This window comes from Comamonas sp. 7D-2 (assembly GCF_022749555.1).
GTDB classification, from domain to species: Bacteria; Pseudomonadota; Gammaproteobacteria; order Burkholderiales; family Burkholderiaceae_C; genus Comamonas; species Comamonas thiooxydans.
In genome coordinates this window covers 4,497,713-4,517,463 of record NZ_CP094238.1, presented here as the reverse complement: position 1 = coordinate 4,517,463, position 19,751 = coordinate 4,497,713, and the positions used below count along the sequence as shown (strand labels likewise).

Here is a 19,751-nt window from a genome sequence, read left to right as displayed (position 1 = left end):
ATGGCGCGGAAAGTTACACGGTTACGCCGTTACGACCCTCACGTGTATGTACATGTGCAGGCGTGCGCAGATGCGCACACACATGGGCGCAGGTGTGCATGTGGGTGCGGTGCGTAACAGCGTAACCGTGTAACTCGCTAGGCGTGGTGCGGGTTTGGTGTTTACGCGCGCCCGTAACGCTGTAACCACTTTGTTTATTTATTAAAAAAGAAAAGGAAAGAGAGATGGAACTGACCCAGATCGCGACGGCCATGACAGCCGGCTCCGTGGTAGCGGCGCTGTCTACCCCCCTTGTAGGTACTCCTGCCGCATGGATTCATGAGGGTAATTCGGCCCCCGCGCGGACGCTAGTCGACGGTCTGGGGAAAAGTGAACGAAGTGGTGAACGCTGGGAGGCAAAGTGAACGGTCGAATCAATCTCATCTCTCAGGCGGAATACGCCCGACGCCGTGGCGTCGCCAAGTCCGCAGTGGCGAAGGCAGTGAAAGAAGGCCGCATCACCCTGATCGATGGAAAGATCGACCCAGCAGTGGCCGATATTCAGTGGGCGCAGAACACCCGCACGCGCATCGATGGCGGGCGTCCAGCAAGCGAGAAGGGCACAGGCGTAGGTGAGGCACCCCTGGCAGCCAATAACGCGCCACAGGCCCCGGAATCGCCTCAGGCCAGCTCTGCTCAAGAAGTGCTGGACCTGCGCGTGCGTAAGGAGAAAGCAGCGGTCGAGCGCGAAGAGCGCGTAAACGCCAAGGAAGCCGGCCTACTGGTCAGCCGTGCAGACGTCCGTACTGGGGTGTTTGATGCGTTCCGTGCGCTGCGCGATGAGATCCTGAGCACTCCCCAGCGTGCCGCACCGGCGGTTGTCGGGTTGGGTGATACCCGTGACATAGAGCGCGTGTTCACCGATGAGCTGCGCAAGGCCTTTGAGAATGCGGAAAAGCGCATGCGCGCCTTTATGCCTAGTCGTCTGGAGGTCGAATGAACCTGGCCGACGGCTACGCGCTGATGATCGAGGCTGCGATCGAGGCTTCTCGTCCAGATCCTGAGCTGCGCTGCGATGAATGGGCCGAGGAATTCATGGTCCTGCCCAAGTCCGGCCCTAAGGCGGGCGACTTTCGTTTCGATCGCAGCTATCCGGCCAGGCGCGTGCATCAGGTGCTTTCGCCAAGTCACTCTTGCAAGCGAGTGGTGGCAAAAGTGGCATCGCAGATGTTCAAGACCCAGACGGCCTTGAACTGGATTGCATCGCTGATCCACCGCCGCCCGCGCAACATTCTGGCCTTGCAGCCCACGGATACCCTGGTCAAGCGCTTCTCGGCTCGTGTGTCCACCATGATCCGCAACGTGCCGGAGCTGAAGGCGTGCGTGGCAGCAGCCAAGAGCCGAGACTCCCGCAATACCACCCAGGCCAAGGACTTCCTGGGTGATGCCACTCTCTACATGAACACGGCAGGCTCCGCAGCCAATCTGGCCGAAGTCTCCGCCCCTTACATCTACTTTGACGAAATCGACCGTGCTGAGCACGATATCGATGGCGAAGGCGACCCCGTTGAAATAGCTGAAGCGCGCGCTACCCAGTACGCCAACGACAGCAAGTTCTTCTACACCTCAAGCCCGAGCGTCGAAGGCTTCTCCAAGATCGACACCCTCTACGAGATGGGCACGATGGAGAAGTACTTTGTTCCTTGCCCGCATTGCGACCATCTCCACTCCCTGGAGCTGGAAAACTTCCATTACGCCCGTGATGAGGAAACCGGCTTCATGGACCGCGCCTGGTTCGTTTGCCCGGAGTGCGGCTGCGAAATCGACGAGCGTCACAAGGTCACCATGCTTCCCGATGAGGCCGCAGGCGGTAAGGCGCGGTGGGTACCCACGGGTAAGGGAGACGGTGAAACCATCAGTTTCACCTGCTCGGCCTTCTACATGCCTGTGGGAGCCATCACCTGGTTGAGCCTGGCGCGTCAGCTGGCCCGTGCCCGTGACCGAATCAAGCGCGGCGATCACGAAGCCATGCAAGTTTTCTATAACACCCGCCTGGGCCTGAGCTATCGCAACAGTGAAACCACCACCACCGCCGAACAGTTGCGCCGCCGCGCCGAAGACTACCCCCTGCGCGTGCTGCCCGATGCGGCGCTGGTGGCGACCATGGCCGTCGACACTCAGCCCAATCGTCTGGAGGCCCAGATAGAGGCCTGGGGGCCGGGCATGGAGCATTGGGTGATTGACTACATCGTGCTCAACGGCTCGCCCACGGAAAGCGCTGATGTCCCGGGCAGCGTCTGGCAGCGACTGGACACCATTCGCAGCACTCCGCTGCTGCATGCGAGTGGAAGGCCCATCATGATCAGCGCGTACAGCGTCGACTCAGGCGGAGCCAACACCCAGGACGTCTACAACTACGGCCAGGCACGCAAGGGTCTCAACTGCGTAGTGCTGCACGGCTCCAGCCGTCCCAATCGCCCCATCATGGGCAGTACGCCCAGCAAGGTCGACATCGATTGGGGTGGTGAAAAGGTCAAGGGTGGTGTTGAGCTGTGGACGGTCGGCACCGACGTCGCCAAAGACTGGCTCAGCAATCGCATGCATCTGACCGAGGGTGGCGGAGCTATGCACTTTTCCCAGGCTCTCCCTCCTGAGTGGTTTGACATGATGGTTGTTGAGCAGCCGCATACCAAGTGGCGCAAGGGACGTCCGATACGTGAATGGGTCAAGCCCAACGGCGCTCGTAATGAAGCCTGGGACGATTCCGTCTACAACCTGGCCCTTGCGCATCAGCTGGGCCTGCACAAGTGGTCTGCGCTGGACTGGAAGCGCCTGCGAGACAAGTTGATTCCGCCCAATCTTGACCTGTTTGCCGTCGCGCCCCAGCCTTTACTGCAAGCAAAGCAGGCACCTGTCCCTGACCTTGTAGCTGCGCCCGCACCAGATCCCGCGCCCGTGGCCGTCATTGCGCCAGCGGTGCCTGTACAGCCCGAATCTATACCCGCGACAGAGCCTGAACCTACGGCGCAGACCGTACAGGCGTCTGTACCCCCGCCGCCGCAACCCCCGGCCAAGGAGCCTGCAGCTCCAGCCCCGGTTGCTCCAGCCCCCGCGCCGCTGGCCCCGGCACCAGTGGCAACCGCCATCAACCGGCCTCCTGTGGGGCGTCGCATACTTTCGAGAGGGATACGCTAGTGACCGATATCAACCTTCATGACCCCGATGCTCTGCGCCTGGCAGCCGCAGCGCCGCAGAACCACGACCCAGATCCAGAAGCGACCCAAGAGCAGCAGGATCTCGACAACCTGTGCGAGCGCTGGGTGGCCTGGAAGTCCACACGCCGCTTTTACGCGCCGCCGTCGAATGTGGGCTCCATCCTCGGTCAGCTGAGCGGATCTCGCACCCGAGCGCTCAAATCTGACGGCCCGGACGCGTTCTGCAGTGCTGAGCTGGCGGCGTTTCATATCGCCTATTCCAGTCAGCCGGATGCATTGGACAAGCGCGTGTTCGACCTTTACTACGTGCACCGCGTGGCCCCCGTCAAGACTGCGGCGGCAGCGCTCAACATCAGCCGCAGCCACTTCTACCTGGTGCTGGGAGACTTTCGCAAGCGTGTCCACGCGGCTGCAAAGAACGTCCTGGCGGCCAATTTGCAAAAGGCGGCGGAGATGTCAAGCGCTAAATTGTCAGCTCCAGATAAGACACTTTAGTCCTCGACTAGATAAGACACTTTGCCCCAAAATTCGGGCTAATTCAGGTAGGTCTAAAAAATCCGCCTGATACGAAACAACCGCAGAAGCCGCCTGCAAAACAGGCAAAGCCCCCGCACTCCTAAAGGAGCCGGGGGCTTTTTATTGAACGATTCAGATGCTCAACATCTCACGCACAGGCCAGTCTCTTGCAGACATGGCAAACCAGGTGCGAGGGGTGCCCGCGCGCCTGATTCCTTATGCCACGGCAACGGCGCTCACACGCTGCGCCAAGCAGGCCCAGGTGGAAGATCTGCCCCAGGCCATGCGCAAGGCCTTCGACAACCCCACCAGCTACACCCTGAACGCGCTGCGCATCGAGCCTGCCACCAAGAACAAGCTCAGTGCCCGCGTCCTGGTCAAGACCAAGGCCATGACCAGCGGCAACGCGCCGGAGAGCTATCTGCAGCCTGAGGTCGAGGGCGGTCAGCGTGGTTCCAAGCGCATGGAGAACGCCCTGCGCTACGCGGGTTTGCTGACTGCAGGGCAGTTTGTGGTGCCTGGCGCTGCGACCTCGCTGGATGCCAATGGCAACGTCAAGGGCGCAGACATTCGCACCATCCTCAAGGCGCTGAAGAACCTCAAAGCGGTCAGCGCGACGCGCAGCCGCAGCGGTCAGCGTCTTGCCAAGGGTCGCCAGCTCGCCAATCAGCTGTTTGTCGGCAAACCTCAGGGCGGCAATCGCCCAGACGGCATCTGGCGACGCGAAGGCAAGCGCCTGCGTCCCTTGTTTGTATTCACTAGCTCAGTGCCTACCTATCGCCCCCGCCTGGACTTCAGCGGGGTAGTACAGGGCGTGGCACGCAAGCAGTTCCCGGCTGAGTTTGCCAAGGCAGTTGCCTCCATGAAATCGAAAGGACGCTGGTAATGAGCGCCGAAGAACTCCAATCCTGGAAAGACCGTCTGACCCGCTACCTGGATGCCGAAAAGCGCATTCTGGACTCGCAGGAATACCAGATCGGCCAAGGCTCGGCAGCTCGCCGTAATCGCCGCGCCGAGCTGGAGCAGGTACAGAAGGGCATCAGCGAGTGCCAACAAAAGATTGGACAGTTGCAGGCTGCCAGTTCGCCACGCGGTCGCCGCATCGTCCGTTTGCGCCCCCACTGATATGCAGCTCAACATCATTGATCGCGCCATCGCAAGCGTTGCACCAGGTTGGGCTGCGCAACGCGCAAGAAGCAGAGTCCAGATCGCGCTGTCGGAGCAGGTTTCCCAGACAGCAGGCGACAGCCTCAAGGCCATGGGGGCAGGCGATAGCAATGAGGCCGTCAGCCGATCCAGCCGCTGGTGGAACCCGTTCCCGCGAGATGCCCGTGCCGACACGATGAGCAAGCTGCCGCTGCAGCGCGGCGCATCGCGCGAGCTGGCCCGCACATCGCCCATCGCTGTGGGTGCCATCAATACGAACATCGATCGCGTTGTCGGGACCGGCCTGGCCTTGGTTGCCCAGCCTGCGCTGGCCGTGCTGGGATGGACGCCAGAGCGCTCCCTGGCGTGGCGTGCAAAGGTGCACCAGGAGTTCAGTCTCTGGGCAGATAGCACCGACTGCGACCTGGAAGGCTCTCTCAATTTTTACCAGCTGCAGGCGCTTGTGCTGCGCAGTACGCTGGAGTCCGGCGACTGCTTCAGCAATTTGCCCGACGGGGAGCGCACCGCCACCCAGCCTTACGCGCTGCGCATTCAGGTGCTCGAAGCGGATCGCGTCGGCAACCCCCTGGGCGCAATGGATACGCCCACCATGGCCGGAGGCATTCGGCTCAATGCCAGCGGTGCCCCCGAGGCTTACTACATCTACGACCAGCACCCTGGCTCGCTGGCAGGCATCAAGGGTGGAGCGTACAAAGGGCAGTGGGTGGAGCGCCTGGGCGCACGCTCTCGCCGCCGCCGCGTGCTGCATCACTTCCGCAAGCTGCGCCCTGGCGCTGTGCGTGGTACGCCTTACCTGGCCCCGATCATTGATTGCATCAAGCAGATCGCGCGATATACAGAGGCCGAGATCATGGCTGCCGTCATCACGGCTTACCTGACTGTGTTCATCGAGACCCCGAACGCCACGCCATCCGGGGTATTCCAAGGTGAAACCGCTCAGGAAGAAGCGTCTGGCGAGATCGGTCTGGGTATGGGTTCTGTGGTTGGCCTGGCCCCGGGTGAAAAGGCCTCGATGGTCAATCCTGGTCGACCCAATCCCAACTTCGAGCCTTTCATTCTGGCGGTCATTAAGCAGATGGGCATGGCGCTGGGCCTGCCCTACGAGCTGCTGGTCAAGCAATTCAACGCCAGTTATTCGGCCAGCAAGGCTGCACTGCTCGACGCCTGGGTCTACTTCCGCAGCGTGCGCTACTGGCTCTCCCAGTCTTTCTGCCAGCCGGTTTTCGAGACCTGGATGGCAGAGGCGGTTGCCATTGGTCGCATCGAAGCCCCTGGCTTCTTTTCCGACCCTCTTATGCGTTGGGCATACACCCGCGCCGCATGGCCTGGTGACTCGATGGGCTCCATCAATCCCAAGGATGAGGTGGCGGCCTATGTCGCAGCGATCGAGGCCCGTCTCATGACCCATGAGCGCGCCGAGTGGGAGCTGTGGGGATCGAGCTGGGAAGACACCTATTCCCAGAAAAAGTCCGAGCAAGACCGCATGCGCGCCGATGGAATCCTGCCCGTGCCGAAGGCCGGCGCACCCGCACCGCAGCAGAAACAACCACCCGAGGAGCCTCAGACATGAGCGACATCATGCAGCGCCGCCGCGTTGCCTTCGATCCCACCATCAACCTGGGTCACGTTTTGACCTTCGTCGGTTTCATGATCGCCGGCTTCTCGGCCTATAGCACGCTGGACAAGCGCGTCACGCTGATGGAGTCGCAGATCGTCGTCAACTCCACGCATGTACGCGACCAGGACAGCCGGCTCAAGGAAACCCTCTCCGATTTCCGCTCCGATGTCAAAGAGCTGCAGCGCACCTTCAACTTCATCAGCCGCAGCAGCGGCACCACCACTACACAGGCCGCACCATGAACCTGCGCGACTTGATCCAGGGAGCTTGGGCGCTTGAGCCAGCCATGCTCAGCGAGATTCAGGCTATTTACGAAACCCATCTGCGCGGCGACAAGATCGACCTGGCTGCGGTTGAGGCCCGCCTGGGCCGCCCGCTTGCCAATGAGCAGCAAGAGTACGAGGTCAACTCTGACGGCGTGGCCGTGCTGCAGCTGTCCGGCGTGATGGCCCCCAAGGCGAATCTGTTTGCGCGCGTCTCGGGTGGCATCAGTACCCAGGTGGCGGCCCGCCAGATCGAAAGCGCCATGGTCGACCAGCGCGTCAAGGGCATGGTCGTGGTGCTCAACACCCCGGGCGGCAATGTGCTCGGTGTGCCGGAGCTGGCCCAGACCATTTTCGAGGCTGCGGCCCAGAAGCCGCTGGTCGCTTTCTCGGATGAGCAGATCTTGAGCGCCGGGTATTGGGCGGCTAGCGCGGCCAATGCGGTCTACATCAGCTCCAACGTCGTCAGCATCGGATCGATCGGCGTGGTCATGGACCGCAGCTATGAGCCAGGCTCCAGCAAGCGCCAGGAGTCCGTCGCCGCTGGCAAATACAAGCGCATGGTGAATGCGTCAGAGCCTTTGTCCAAGGAAGCCCGCGCCGAGGTGCAGGCCGATGTGGACTATGTCTACACCCTGTTTGTTGATGACGTGGCGCGCTTTCGCGGCGCTACCAGCGAGCAGGTACTCGAACACATGGCCGATGGCCGTGTTTTCCGTGGTCAGAACGCGATGAATGCGGGCTTGGTGGACGGTGTTTCCACCTTGGACGAGCTGGTCGCGCAAATGGCTGCAGATCCTTCCCAGTTCGCCAAGCGCCGCAAAGCGGTGTTTGCGATGGGCAAACCGTCCCCAAGCGCCGGTGCTGCGCCCAAAGACACAACCCCTAAACGTGAGGTGAAAACCATGGGTGACCCCAATGCAACCCCCATCACGCGTGCGTCCTTGGAGCAAGACCACGCGCCGCTGTTCGCGCAGATCCGCGCTGAATTCCTGACCTTGGGTGCCACGCAAGAGCGTGAGCGCATCCAGGCCGTTCTGGCCGTGGGCGAAGGCCTGCCTGGTCATGCCACGCTGCTGCAGGGTCTGGCCTTCGATGGCAAGACCACGGCAGAGGTGGCCGGCCTGGCCGTGCTGAACGCTGAAAAGACAGCGCGCGCCGCTGCGGTGGCAGCTCACAAGGAGGAGGCTCCTCCTGCGCAGAAGTCGAGCGCTGCTCCGGCTAATGGCGAAAAGACCAAGGACCAGCAGGTGGCAGAGGCTCAGGCCTATGTCAAGGAGAACGGCGGCACCCTAGTCGCCGCCTTCAAGGAACTGGGCTACGCCCAGTAAGCGCTCAAGCTTTCATCAGGAGCATCAACATGCAAACAAGCATTTCTCTTCTCGCGCTGACAGTGGCGGCGGGCGGCCCTCTGGCGGTGGAGCGTTTTATCACCCAGGCGGGCGCGTATCCGGCTGCTGGAGCTTCGGCCTTTGGCGTCACGCGCACCAATGCAGCAGCCAAGGGCGACCTGGTGCCGGTCGATGTGATGGGCACAGCCGTCGTGACCGCTGGTGCCGCCATTGCGCTGGACGCCCCTTTGATGGTGGATGCCGAAGGCCGCGCCGTGCCGCTGACAGCCGGCAAGGCTGGCGTGGCTAAGGCAATGGGCACTGCAGGTGCAGCCGGTGATCGCATCGAAGTCCTGCTCACCCCCACGGCTCAACTGGTGGCCTGAGCCATCGCAACCCAGATTTTCAGGAGAAATTTATGTCCCAAATGACCCCCCGCGAAGCGGCAGTCGTCGATCCGATCCTGACCGCCGTCGCGCGCGGCTATGGCTCGCCCAATGCCAAGGTCGCAGACATCCTGTTCCCGCGCGTCAACGTGACCAGCCGCTCTGGCACCATTCTGGTGTTCCCTCCCGATTCGTTCAAGCTGGTCAACTCGGCCCGTGCGCCTGGCGCGAACACCAAGCGCATCAGCCTGGGTTACGGTAAGGGCACTTTCTCGCTGGTTGACCACAGTCTCGAGGGTGCAGTGCCGATCGAGACCGAGGAGGAGGCTCAAACCGTCCCCGGCATCGACCTGGGCAGCAACGCCGTCAACACGGTGCAGGACGTCATGGCCAACGAACGCGAGAAGCAGGCCTCTGACCTGGCGCTCAACGTCGACAACTACGACGCCGAGCACAAGATCGTGCTGTCCAGCACGGATTTCTGGACCAACTCGGCCAGCAATCCCTTTGAGCAGGTCAACGAGGGCCGCGAGGCCATTCGCAAGAGCACGGGCAAGAAACCGGGCGTGATGGTGCTGTCTCCTGCTGCGCTTCTCGCTTTGCGCAATCACCCTAAGGTCATGGACCGCATCAGCGTCACTGTCGACCGTGTTCCCGCCACTATCGAGCAGCTGCAGCGCCTGTTCGAGATCGAGCGCATTGTCGAAGGCGAAGCCACCTATCACGATGGGATGGCCTTTCAAGATATGTGGGGTGCTGAGGCTGTTCTGGCATTCACCACGCCGGCCTCGATGCAGAATCGCGGCTCTCCCAGCTACGGCTACACCTACCAGCTCGAAGGTCGCCCGAATGTGGAGGAGGCCTACTACGATCGCAACTCCAAGACCTGGTACTACCCCGTCAACGATGCGCGCCAGCCTGTGCTGGTGGGCGCAACGGCGGGCTTCCTGTTCAAAAACGCAGGTAAGGGAGCCTGATCATGCGCAAGTACACTACCCGCCACCAGGTGCGACACGGCGGCAAGCGCCTGCCGATCGGCTCCACCTTGGAGCTGTCTGATAAGGATGCCGAGGATCTGGGCGACGCAGTGGTGCTGCAGCCGACTTCCAGTGGCGAGCATCAGGCCAGCACGCTGATCGAGGAAAAGCTCAAGATCGCGGTCATCGATCGCGAACGGGCGGAAGCGCGCGTCGAAGCAGCTAAATCCGAGTTGCTTGAGCTGCGGACCCGGCTCGAAGCAGAAGTTCGTGCCCGTGAGGAAGCCGCGGCACGCGCCGAAGCCGAGGCCAAGTCGCGCGCAGAGGCAGAGGCTCGGGCCGATGCTGCGGAGAAGGCGCTGGCCGATGCCTCGACCCGTGCTACCGCCGCTGAAAAGGCCCTGGCTGATTCTGCTTCTGCTGCCGATGGCAAAGGCGGCAAAGGCAAGACACTCCCACTGGCCTGATGCTGGACCTCGACCACGACATGGAGGCCGTCTTCTACGGCCCGGACTTCGCGCTGCAGCTCAAGCGTGTTCGTCCTGGTGTGGAAGATCTCACCTTCCGGGGCATTGTGGGCATGACAGACAGGGAGGCTCTGGATGGGCATGCGATGGCGACATCGCGCACCCTCCAGTGCCCTGGCCTAGTGGATCTGCGTGCCGACGATGTCGTGCAGCTGCTGGAGGCTGTTCCCCAGCTCGGCCTGGCTGAAGGGAGCAGATTCCGCGTGCTCGACGTGCCGGAGCGCGTTAACGACGGCGCTGAGCTGGTGGTGCTGCTTGGGAGTACTCGGTCATGAGCAAAGCTGCTGACAAGTTCCCCAGCGGCGTGCCGTTTGAGCTGGGCCGGATCTTGATCGAGACGCTGCGTGCCGATCCCGGCCTGGCGGGTATCACGGTCCTAGACAACCCCGAGCGCGCGAGCGTCCTGATGGACGGTACGCGTCTGGTGTTCCTTGAGGAGCAGCGGGACGTGCCTCTGGACGATCCCGGCCAGGTGCAAAAGCGCGTCTACCACTTCAGCGTGGGCGTGATTGCCCGCTCTGAGAGTGCCCGCTTGCAAGCGCATGGCGATTACCGCCTGGTCAAGCGCATCTTGCGCAATGACTGCATGAAGCAGATCACGGATGCAGGCATTCGTCTTGACGGCAAGGGATTGCTGGAGGGCGAAGTCCGGTACCGGCTGGAGAACATCGATGTCGGTGGCTCCCTGGTGCTGGGTGCGTTTTCGATCGATTACCGCGACCCGAGTTGATCTCGGTTTTCTGTTGGCTATCCGCCCGCCCGTGCATGCACCGGCGGGCTTTTTGTTGAAAGGACACGCAAATGTCTCAAACCTCTACCGCACGCGCGATTCTGGGCGCTGGCCTGGTGAACCTGAATCTCTGGAATACCGTCACCCAGAAATATGACGGCTTTGGCGATGACCTCGATGCTGACAAGTTCGAGATCAAGCCCAACTTTGAAGAGAAGACCTCCGAGTCGCGCTCGCATAAGGACTACGGTCAGGCTCGTGCCTCGGTCATTCTGCCCAAGCCCACCGAAATCACGATCGAGCTGTCGGCAGGCGACACCAAGGCCCTGGCTATGCAGTTTCAGGGCATCGTGGAGAAGCTGACGCAGTCTGGTGGGCAAACCGCAGGCGGCGGCACTGACTTTACGGTGACCGAACTCGGGATCTGGCTGCCCTATGGCAAGCGCAATTTGTATGGCGATTCCGACCTGGTCGTGAAGAATGAGGCGGGCACCGAGACCCTGGTGCTGGGCACGCACTTCGAGGTGAACTACCAGCGCGGTGAGTTCCGATTCCTCGCCGTCGATGGTGGTGTCGCAAAGGATGCCAAGGTCAAGATCGAAGCCAAGTGGGGCGCGGTCGACGGCAAGAAGATCCTCGGCGGTCGAGTGACCCAGGTGCGCTGCCAGGCCCGATTTGACGGCAAGAACATGGTCAACGGCGAGGACGTGGAAGCCGACGTGCACGAGTGCGTGCTGGGCTCGAATAACGGCTTCGACTTCCTGGGCAGTGACTTCAGCGCCATTACCTTGACCGGCAAGATCGTCACGCCCAAGGGCATGACCGAGGGCTACGAGATCCGCTTCCCCGGCGTATCTGCCTGATCAGCGCTTGCGTACAGGCGTCTGTACCAGGCCCATGAGTAGCAGCACGGGCCATCCCACCACCACGGTGGCGATGGCCCCGGCCCCCAGGGCCATCATGCGCTCGGACTCCAGCACCAGGCCCAGCAGGGCCAGCGGCAAGCCGACGCATACCAAGACTAAACACCAGAGCAAACCGTTCATTTCTCCAACTCCTGAGGCACTAGATGGCTGACCCCAAGATCAAATATGACATTGAGGCTGCAGTCAAGGGGGCTGCTGACGCCGATGATCTTGCAAAGGCCATGCGCAATGTCGGGGACGTGCTCGAAGGCGACCTCAAGCAAGGGGCTGCTGACGCCGCTGCCGCGCTCGATGCGCTGGGCTCCAAGCAGCGGGCGCTACGTGGATTTGCCGAGCTGCGGGTCGAAACGCAGAGCCTGACACGCCAGCTCGACTCATCGGTCACGGTCGTGGATCGCCTGGGCCGCGAGCTGGAAGACTCTTCGACCAAGGCCAAGGCGCTGGGCCAGGCAGAAGCGACGGCCAGCCAGTCGGTGCTTGCGGCTCAGCAGGCCCTGGTCTCCAAAAAGAACGCGCTGCGCAGCCTGCGCGACGAAACCAGTGCCACGGGCAGGCGCACCGATGAATATCGCGCCTCTGTGGACGGCCTCAAAACGGGCATCGCTGCGGCATCCAAGGAGCTGAAGACCCAGCAGGGCGCCCTGGACAGCGCCGCCCGAGCTGCCCGCCAGGGTGTGAATGCCGAGGCCGCGCTGCGCAAGGAATACGAAACGGCCATCGGCGCATCGGCCAGGCTGTCTGCCGAGCTGGGCCGCAAGAATACGGCGCTGCAGCAGACCCGGGGTGCGCTCGAAGGCATGGGCATGAGCACCAGTGGCGTGGCTCAGCAAGAGAAGGCGCTGCAGGCGGCTGTCGCCCAGGCCCGAGCCGAGATCGTGGCCCTGGTGCCCGCGTATCAGCAGGCAGCCAATGCTTCGACCGCGTCCACCCAGGTCCAGGCGCAGAACCAGCGCACGCTGCGCGAGGGCATGACCTCGATCAGCGTCCAACTGCAGCGCGTCCAGAACATCGCCACAGCGGCGCTCGCCGGCAGCTACTTCGGGGGAATGATCAAGGGCCTGGCGAACACTGCCGACGCCTATACGAATCTGGAGGATCGCGTCCGCCTGGCTACAGGTGCAGGCGCGCAGTTTGAAAAGGGCTTGGCCGGCGTCCAGTCCGTTGCCCTCAAGACCAATACAGGGTTGGAGGAAACAGGCAATCTGTTTGCCCGTCTGAAGAAGGCCTCGGAAGAGGGCGGCATGGCCGCAGCCCAGGCGCAAGAGCGTGCCCTCGGACTGGCTACCACCATCAACCAGGCCACGCAGTTGTCGGGCGCTTCGGCAGCATCGTCGCAGGCGGCGCTCACGCAGCTGATTCAGGGCCTGCAATCCGGCGTGCTGCGGGGCGAGGAGTTCAACTCCGTCATGGAGCAGGCTCCGCGTCTGGCGCAGGCCCTGGCCAACGGCCTGGGCGTCACCACGGGCGAGCTGCGCAAGCTGGCCGGCGAGGGCTTCCTCACCGCTGAAACCGTCATGCGCGCCCTGGAAAACCAGTCCCAGGTCGTGGCGCGCGAGTTTGAGAGCCTGCGCCCCACGGTAGGCCGTGCGCTGCAGAACCTGACCACCCAGTGGACGATCTATGTAGGCGAGTCCAACAAGGGGCTGCTCAGCACGGAAAACGCTGCCAAGGTGATCAACGCCCTGGCCCAGAATCTGGATCTGGTGGTCGGCACGCTGACGGCAGCAGGCAAGGCCTGGGCGGCGATCAAGATCTCCGGCCTGGTGGCCGACTTCGCGCGCTGGGCAACTAGCACCATGGCGGCGACCAAGGAGCTGGAGGTCAATACGGCTGCAGCTGCCCGCAATACCGTGGCTCAGCAGGCCAATACGGCAGCCAGCGCCCAGAACACGGTGGCCCAGGCGAGCAACACCGCAGCGACCACGGCCAACACTGCAGCGCGTGCCGCCAATGCCAAGGCCTGGGGCGATATCGGCGCGTTCACGCGCGCTGCCGGTGCTGCCCAGGGCGTCGCCACCGCCGCCACTGCGGCCAACACGGCTGCGGTCGCGGCCAACGCAGCGCAGGCCGCCAAGGCCGGCATTGTCTGGCGTGGAGCTTCCGCCCTGATGGGGCCTTGGGGCATTGCGGTCGCCGCGCTCACGCCCGAGATCCTCGGTTTGGGCCGAGCCTTGGGTGAGCAGGCTGCTAAGTGGATGGGCTACGGCAAGGCGATCGAGGAGGCCGAGCGCCAGATGCGTGTGGCCGACGAGGCTGCCAAGATCCACGCCGAAAGCCTGCGCAGAAACAATGCTTTGATGGAGGAGGCGCGCAGCCGCCAGTTTGACCTGGGCAAGGAATCCCGGGGCCTGGTCTCCAAGTTTGACCAACTGCGGCAAAGCGGCGACAGCGCTGCAGACGCCATTGCCAAGATCGGCAAGGATTTTGACCTGTCCAATGCAGCCGGCATCCGTTCGGCCACGGCAGTGCTCGACAAGCTGGCGGCTGACGGCAAGCTCTCGGCCAGTGAGGTAGAGGCTGCATGGGCGCAGGCTCTGGACGGCAAGGATCTCGCAAAGTTCGAGATCCTGGCGCGCCAGGCCTTCGCCAGTGCCGGCCAGGAAGCCGACAAGCTGCGCGTGCAGATCGATGAGGCCATCAGCAAGGGTGCATCGCCCGAAGTCATCAAGGCCATGCAGGACCGGCTGGCGGGCGCTATGGCCGCCGCTGGCCGCGAGACAGAGCGCGTCGCCCAGATGATGGACCAGACCCTGCGCGAGGCTGTACGTCGCACGGGGCAGGATTTCACGGATCTGCAGGGGCGCATGACCACGGCGTCGCGCTCGGTCATCAACGACCTCGATGTCGTCATCAACGGCCTGGGCAGGCTCAAGGAGCAGGGCGTCGACACGGGGCGCGTCCTGGAGGCCAGCTTTGTCAAGGCGCTGGACACATCCGACAGTCAGCAGGCCGTGGAGGAGGTCACACGCCGGATCGAGGAGCTGCGCGGCAAGCTGGGCGAGCGCGTGGCGAATGGCCTACTGGAACAGGCCAAAACCAAGATCGATGCGCTCAAGGACGCGGCAGACAAGGCCAAGCCGGGCATCAACAGCCTCAAGGAGGCCCTGGACCAGCTGGGTGTGAAGACCGATCAATCCTTCAAGGACGTCGCCGCCAAGTCCAAGGAAGCCTTTGACATCGTCGCCAGCAGCGGCACCGCCAGCGCCCGCGAGCTGGGCGATGCCTTCAAGAAGGCGGCAGACGATGCGATCGCCGCCAACAAGGGGGTGGCACCCGAGTGGGTGAAGTCGCAAGCCGCCGTACGCGGCTGGCGTGTGGAGGTCGACCAGGCTGGCAAGGCCACGCTGGTGAGCGTGAATGACTCCAAGCGTGCCCTGGATGACTTGAACGGCAGCACCAACAACGTCGGGCGCGGCTTTGCGGGCATGAAAGAGCAGGCCGTCGCAGCACTGCGGTCCATGGGCATCGAGGCCGAGAACGTCTCGGAAAAAGTGCAGAAGCTGGTGCAGGACGGCCAGATGCTGGCCGGCGCGTTCCAGCAGCGGCAGGACAACTGGAATGCGGAGCTGGAAAGCTCCAAGTACATGAACCGGGGTAAGACCAATCCCGTCGACGCCGTGCCCTCATTCAGCAGCCGTGCCGAGGCCGAGGCTTGGTGGGCTACCTGGCAGCAGCAGTACGCCAAAGACAACCCCTTCTCGGTCAAGAGCGGCGGGGCGCTCGGCAATTACATGTATGACATGACCAAGTTCGAGTTTGATGCCGAGGTGCGGCAAGTCGAACAGCGTGAGGCCATGGAGAAGGCGCGCAAGAAAGCCGAGGCCAGCCAGCCCAGCGGCGGCAATGGCGGCAGCGGATCTGGTGGCGGGAACGGTGGCGCAGGTGGCGGTACAGGGTCTAGTGGTGGCTCTAGCGGGGGTACAGGCGGCACAGGTGGTGGCGGCCAGCAGATCGATCGCATCGTCAATCTGTACTTCAACAGCGCGCCGGCCAATCCGGTGCCGACCAATCAGACCGGCCAGAACTCTCTGGAGGCCATGGGCCGCGAGTGGGTGCGAATCATGGAGCAACAACGGAGCCAGACCGGCAACTGACTATGAGCGATCGAATCATTTTGACCTCGGGCGGCGTGGCTTTGGACCTGCCGCCCGATTTGATTTGGGTGGACGAACTGACGGCCTCCAATGTGGTGCAGCGCAGCAAGCGCAGCGCATTCGGCACGCTGATCATCAGCGCCATGCAGCTGCAGGGCGGCCAGCGCATCACCTTGCAGGGCGAGGGCGGTAGTGCCTGGATCGAGCGCCGCGCCCTCAAGCAGATCAAGCAGTGGGGCGGTGTTCCTGGCTTGCGCCTGGAGCTGGATATCCGTGGCGAGACCTTCAGCGTGGTCTTTGACCACGGCGATGCCGACGAGACCCGAGCGCTCGGCATGCAGTCCGTCATTGATTTTTGCGACAAGCAGGACGACGACTATTACGGCAGCCTGGTGCTGCGCTTTCTGGAAGCAGGCGAACAATGAGTATCAAACAAGGCGACATCCAGCTGCGAGCCAGCCGCGTCATGGACGATGTACCTGAGGGCGGTGGTGGCCCGTCAAACGTCGTGATCGAGTCCGGCGAAGAGAACGCCATCATGCCCGACGTCTCCGAGATGGACCGCGCCATTGGCCGCGACAACATGCGTCAGGTGTTTGTGGGCGTGGACACCGAAGACCGCGACACCTACCAGGGTAGCAACGTCATCGTGGCAAAGCCCCCCGAAGATCCCAATATCTCCATCACCTTGTTTGCCACGGGCGGCGTCTATGACACCCGCGCCCAGGCGCAGGCCAGGCTGGAGGCCTACCTCAACAAGGGGGCCGAGTGGGCGGGCTACCTCTATGAAGACCATATCCAGGGTCAGCGGGTCATCCAGATCTTCCAGCGCCCTGGTACCGAGCTGCCCGCCGTGGGCAAGACCTTGGTGCTGGTGGGCAATGAGGGGCAGGTCAACGAGCAGATGCAGTACGTCCGCGCCATTCGCGTGACCAGCAAAGAGCTGACTTTCACCTACGACGTAGACAAAGACTACAAGGCGGTGATTGTCACTGTCGAGATCTCGGACGCGCTGCGGTACGGCTTCACCGGCTCCCCAGCCAGCCGCCAGTTCATGCGCCAGGCCAATAGCGCCCGCCTGCGCGATACCGTGGTGGCCGATGCCGGCAGCTATGTGGGCGTGACGCCTTTGCAAAAGGCTGCGGCGCTGGGTGATTTCACCATCATCGCCAAGACGATCATGACCCAGATCGTGCCCTCGGCCCAGAGCGAGACGCCGATCCCCGCGACCATTCCCTACGCGGCGGCAGGCTTTCCGGTCTCTGCGGCCGAGGCCGTGAGCTTCAGCACATCGCAGACCTGGAACACCACCACCAGCCTGGCCCTGCCGGGTGGCTGCCTGCCTGGCTCTCTTTCCATCGTGGTGGGAGGAGTGACCTTGACCGACAAGGGTGGCATTCTGATGTCGGGCACCCAGCAGATCGGGTTGGTGGACTATGCCAACGGCATTGTTACGTCCAGCTCGGGAAGCTATGACGGCACCAAGACCATAAGCTACCGGCCTGCCGCGTACATGCAGCGCGTGCCGCAGTCCAGCGAGATCCGCATCACGGCAGAGAACCGCAGCCAGAGCTACACCGGATTTATCACGCCACTGCCGGCGCGCGGCACGCTGTCCTTCAGCTACCGGGCGCAGGGCCGCTGGTATGTGCTATCTGATTCTGGTGATGGCACCCTGCGCGGTACCGACTCCAGCTACGGCGCAGGCACCTATAGCGCCGAGACTGGCAGCTTTGTCGTCACGCTGGGGGCCTTGCCCGATGTTGGCAGCTCCATCGTCCAGCACTGGGGCGTGCCGACCCAGGAAACCGTGCAGCCTGCCGTTGATCTGCTGATCAGCCAGACCATCGCTCTGGCTCTGCCTGCAGGGCAGGCGCTTTATCCGGGTGCTTTCTCCATGACCTGGATGGATGGCACGACCCAGCGCACGGCTACCGCGACAAGCGCCTGGCAGCTCCAAGGGGATGCCACGGGCGAGGTGCGGGTCGGTCGCTCCGAGGTGCTGTTTGCGCCCAAGCTGCTGCCCGCCGTGGGCACGGTGCTCGATGTCACGGTAGACACGGCCCCGGCAGTCGAGGTGAACCTGCAGCATCCATCCCGCAACGGCCAGGGCCGTCTGGCGGTCTCTGCCGGCCAGGGCGCGCTGGTGCCGTTCACGGTCGAAGTCGAGTGGAACACGCTGACTGACCAGAGCGTGCTCGGCTTCTACACCCGCGACCAGCTCAGAGAAATGGGCGTGACGCTGGTCGACCCGACCCAGATCGCCCGTGATGACGGCGCTGGCAAGCTGATGATGAATGGCGTGCAGGTCGGCACGGTCAACTACAGCACCGGCTCGGTGGACTTCAACCCCGATGTCGTTATCAAGATCCCGAAACCGGTCTACTCGTCCAGCCAGGTCAGCGGCGGCGGTTTCAATGGCGAGGTCGCCCGGTACCGCCTCAACTATGAGGGCATCGAGTATCTGAATGCCCCCTCGATCTACCCCAATGACGAGAGCGGCTACGTCAAGATCCGGTTTCGCACCACGGGCAGCGCCACGCGTCGCACGCTGCAGGTCACGTTTGCACCCGAGTTTGACCTGGTCACGGGCGTGCAGGCCCCGGTAGTGCCTGGCTCAGTTGTGCTGATGCCTTCCAGCGGTCAGCCCTGGAGCGATGACGGCAGGGGTGTGCTGCGGGTGCTGACCTCAGGCGGCTTTGTGACGCGCGGCAGCATCAACTACGCCACGGGACGCGTGGGCCTGACCTCATGGACGCCTGGCAATGCGAACACACTGCGCCGTGCAGGCTGCATCACCACGCTGGGTGATGCGATCAGCAGCGCCTATGTGTTCCGCACGGCTGCAGCGCCGCTGCGTCCTGGCTCCCTCACAGTGCAGGTGCCAAGGGCTTCGGGTGGCTCGCAGAACGTCAGTGCAGGCATTGACGGCACGATCACGGCCCCCGGCGTGGTCGGTACGGTGGACTATGAAACCGGCCTGGTGCGCCTGGGCTTTGGCAGCCTGGTCGTGGCCGCAGGCAATGAGGCTGAGCCCTGGTATGACGCGGCCAACGTGCAGCCCGACGGCAAGATCTTCAAGCCCCAGCCCGTGGTGGCGAGTGCCTTGCGCTACACGGCTGTGGCCTATGCCTATCTGCCCATGAATGCCGACATCATCGGCATCGATCCCGTGCGCCTGCCCAGCGACGGCAAGGTGCCCATCTTCCGGCCAGGCTCGCTGTGCGTGGTGGGCCACACCAAGACCAGCGCCCAGCTCAACGTCAGCAACAACATGACCGTCAACCTGGCCCGCGTGCGCCTGTCGCGGGTGGTGGTGCGTGATGCGAACGGCAAGACCCTGAATACCGGCTATTCGGTGGATCTGGAGGCTGGCCTGGTTACCTTTACCGATGTGTCCGCGATGACCATGCCGGTGACGATCGAGGACCGGATTGAAGACATGGCCGTTGCCACGGATGTGCAGATCTCGGGCGAGATCACCTTCAACCGGGCGCTGACCCATGACTATCCCAAGGATGGTACCTATGTGTCCAGCGCCCTGCAGGCCAGTGACCGCCGCGCCCGCGTCAGTCTGGATTTTGTGCAGCAAAGCTGGAACGACAACGCCTGGGCCGACGCGCCCACGGGGCCTGCCATTGCCGCCAAGTATGACCAGAGCGTGTCTCCTATCGAAATCACCAACGCCGGCGGCAGCACCGAGCGCTGGGTGCTGCAGTTCACCAGCACCACGCAGTTCCGTGTGATTGGCGAGCATGTGGGCGTGATCGCTACCGGCGACATCAACACTGTCTGCTCGCCGCTCAACCCGGCCACGGGTAAGCCTTATTTCACGATCAAGCCGCTGGGCTGGGGCAGCGGCTGGGCCGTGGGAAACATCCTGCGCATCAACACCGTGGGCGCTATCTACCCCTTCTGGGTCGTGCGAACCATCCAGCCCGGGCCCGAGACCGGCATCGAGCACAGCTTTTCCATCCTGGCGCGCGGCGATGTGAACCGCCCGCAATCCAACTGAAGAACCT

Annotated in this window: 18 protein-coding genes; 17 read left to right on the top strand and 1 reads right to left on the bottom strand. The window is 63.0% G+C overall.

What is annotated here, in order from left to right; all coding sequences use genetic code 11:
- The first annotated feature begins 400 nt into the window (after nt 1–400).
- The 14 genes from MPZ60_RS20730 (at nt 401) to MPZ60_RS20665 (ending at nt 11,572) form a co-directional block, all read left to right on the top strand.
- The gene (locus MPZ60_RS20730) at nt 401–979 is read left to right on the top strand and encodes a hypothetical protein (protein WP_242881990.1); all 579 of its coding nucleotides are present in this window, start codon (nt 401–403) and stop codon (nt 977–979) included.
- A complete protein-coding gene (locus tag MPZ60_RS20725) occupies nt 976–3,174 on the top strand; it encodes a phage terminase large subunit family protein (RefSeq protein WP_242881991.1) in 2,199 nt (732 codons plus the stop codon). Before MPZ60_RS20730 ends, MPZ60_RS20725 begins: the two co-directional genes overlap by 4 nt.
- Nucleotides 3,174–3,689, top strand: a complete 516-nt coding sequence (locus MPZ60_RS20720) for a hypothetical protein (RefSeq protein ID WP_242881992.1) — start codon at nt 3,174–3,176, stop codon at nt 3,687–3,689. The genes MPZ60_RS20725 and MPZ60_RS20720 overlap by 1 nt, the downstream gene beginning before the upstream one ends.
- Before the next feature lie 196 nt (nt 3,690–3,885).
- Nucleotides 3,886–4,596, top strand: a complete 711-nt coding sequence (locus MPZ60_RS20715; protein ID WP_242899881.1) for a hypothetical protein — start codon at nt 3,886–3,888, stop codon at nt 4,594–4,596.
- Complete coding sequence (locus MPZ60_RS20710) at nt 4,596–4,835, top strand: hypothetical protein (protein ID WP_242881994.1); 240 nt, start codon at nt 4,596–4,598, stop codon at nt 4,833–4,835. The genes MPZ60_RS20715 and MPZ60_RS20710 overlap by 1 nt, the downstream gene beginning before the upstream one ends.
- 1 nt (nt 4,836) lies before the next feature.
- A complete protein-coding gene (locus MPZ60_RS20705; protein ID WP_242881995.1) occupies nt 4,837–6,447 on the top strand; it encodes a phage portal protein in 1,611 nt (536 codons plus the stop codon).
- Nucleotides 6,444–6,737: a DUF2730 domain-containing protein gene (locus MPZ60_RS20700; RefSeq protein WP_242881996.1), complete on the top strand. Its 294-nt coding sequence runs from the start codon at nt 6,444–6,446 to the stop codon at nt 6,735–6,737. Before MPZ60_RS20705 ends, MPZ60_RS20700 begins: the two co-directional genes overlap by 4 nt.
- Complete coding sequence (locus MPZ60_RS20695; RefSeq protein WP_242881997.1) at nt 6,734–8,089, top strand: S49 family peptidase; 1,356 nt, start codon at nt 6,734–6,736, stop codon at nt 8,087–8,089. Before MPZ60_RS20700 ends, MPZ60_RS20695 begins: the two co-directional genes overlap by 4 nt.
- A 29-nt stretch (nt 8,090–8,118) precedes the next feature.
- A complete protein-coding gene (locus MPZ60_RS20690) occupies nt 8,119–8,475 on the top strand; it encodes a capsid cement protein (RefSeq protein WP_242881998.1) in 357 nt (118 codons plus the stop codon).
- 32 nt (nt 8,476–8,507) lie between these two features.
- On the top strand, nt 8,508–9,452 hold the full coding sequence (locus MPZ60_RS20685; protein WP_242881999.1) for a major capsid protein: 945 nt from the start codon (nt 8,508–8,510) through the stop codon (nt 9,450–9,452).
- A 2-nt stretch (nt 9,453–9,454) separates the two neighbouring features.
- Nucleotides 9,455–9,919, top strand: a complete 465-nt coding sequence (locus MPZ60_RS20680) for a hypothetical protein (protein WP_242882000.1) — start codon at nt 9,455–9,457, stop codon at nt 9,917–9,919.
- Nucleotides 9,919–10,254, top strand: a complete 336-nt coding sequence (locus MPZ60_RS20675) for a hypothetical protein (RefSeq protein ID WP_242882001.1) — start codon at nt 9,919–9,921, stop codon at nt 10,252–10,254. Before MPZ60_RS20680 ends, MPZ60_RS20675 begins: the two co-directional genes overlap by 1 nt.
- The gene (locus tag MPZ60_RS20670) at nt 10,251–10,709 is read left to right on the top strand and encodes a hypothetical protein (RefSeq protein WP_242882002.1); all 459 of its coding nucleotides are present in this window, start codon (nt 10,251–10,253) and stop codon (nt 10,707–10,709) included. Before MPZ60_RS20675 ends, MPZ60_RS20670 begins: the two co-directional genes overlap by 4 nt.
- 71 nt (nt 10,710–10,780) lie before the next feature.
- Nucleotides 10,781–11,572, top strand: a complete 792-nt coding sequence (locus MPZ60_RS20665) for a hypothetical protein (RefSeq protein WP_242882003.1) — start codon at nt 10,781–10,783, stop codon at nt 11,570–11,572.
- Here MPZ60_RS20665 and MPZ60_RS20660 read toward each other — a convergent pair whose 3' ends face one another.
- Nucleotides 11,573–11,755, bottom strand: coding sequence for a hypothetical protein (locus tag MPZ60_RS20660; RefSeq protein ID WP_242882004.1), 183 nt, complete (start codon nt 11,753–11,755; stop codon nt 11,573–11,575). It lies immediately after the preceding gene.
- A 23-nt stretch (nt 11,756–11,778) separates the two neighbouring features.
- On the opposite strand from MPZ60_RS20660, the gene MPZ60_RS20655 reads away from it, so the two are divergent.
- From MPZ60_RS20655 to MPZ60_RS20645, 3 genes are read left to right on the top strand one after another with little or no spacing between them, the layout of a single operon-like run.
- The gene (locus MPZ60_RS20655) at nt 11,779–15,729 is read left to right on the top strand and encodes a tape measure protein (protein ID WP_242882005.1); all 3,951 of its coding nucleotides are present in this window, start codon (nt 11,779–11,781) and stop codon (nt 15,727–15,729) included.
- Between the two features lie 2 nt (nt 15,730–15,731).
- Nucleotides 15,732–16,154: a hypothetical protein gene (locus MPZ60_RS20650; RefSeq protein WP_242882006.1), complete on the top strand. Its 423-nt coding sequence runs from the start codon at nt 15,732–15,734 to the stop codon at nt 16,152–16,154.
- Complete coding sequence (locus MPZ60_RS20645; RefSeq protein WP_242882007.1) at nt 16,151–19,744, top strand: hypothetical protein; 3,594 nt, start codon at nt 16,151–16,153, stop codon at nt 19,742–19,744. Before MPZ60_RS20650 ends, MPZ60_RS20645 begins: the two co-directional genes overlap by 4 nt.
- Nucleotides 19,745–19,751 lie beyond the last annotated feature (7 nt).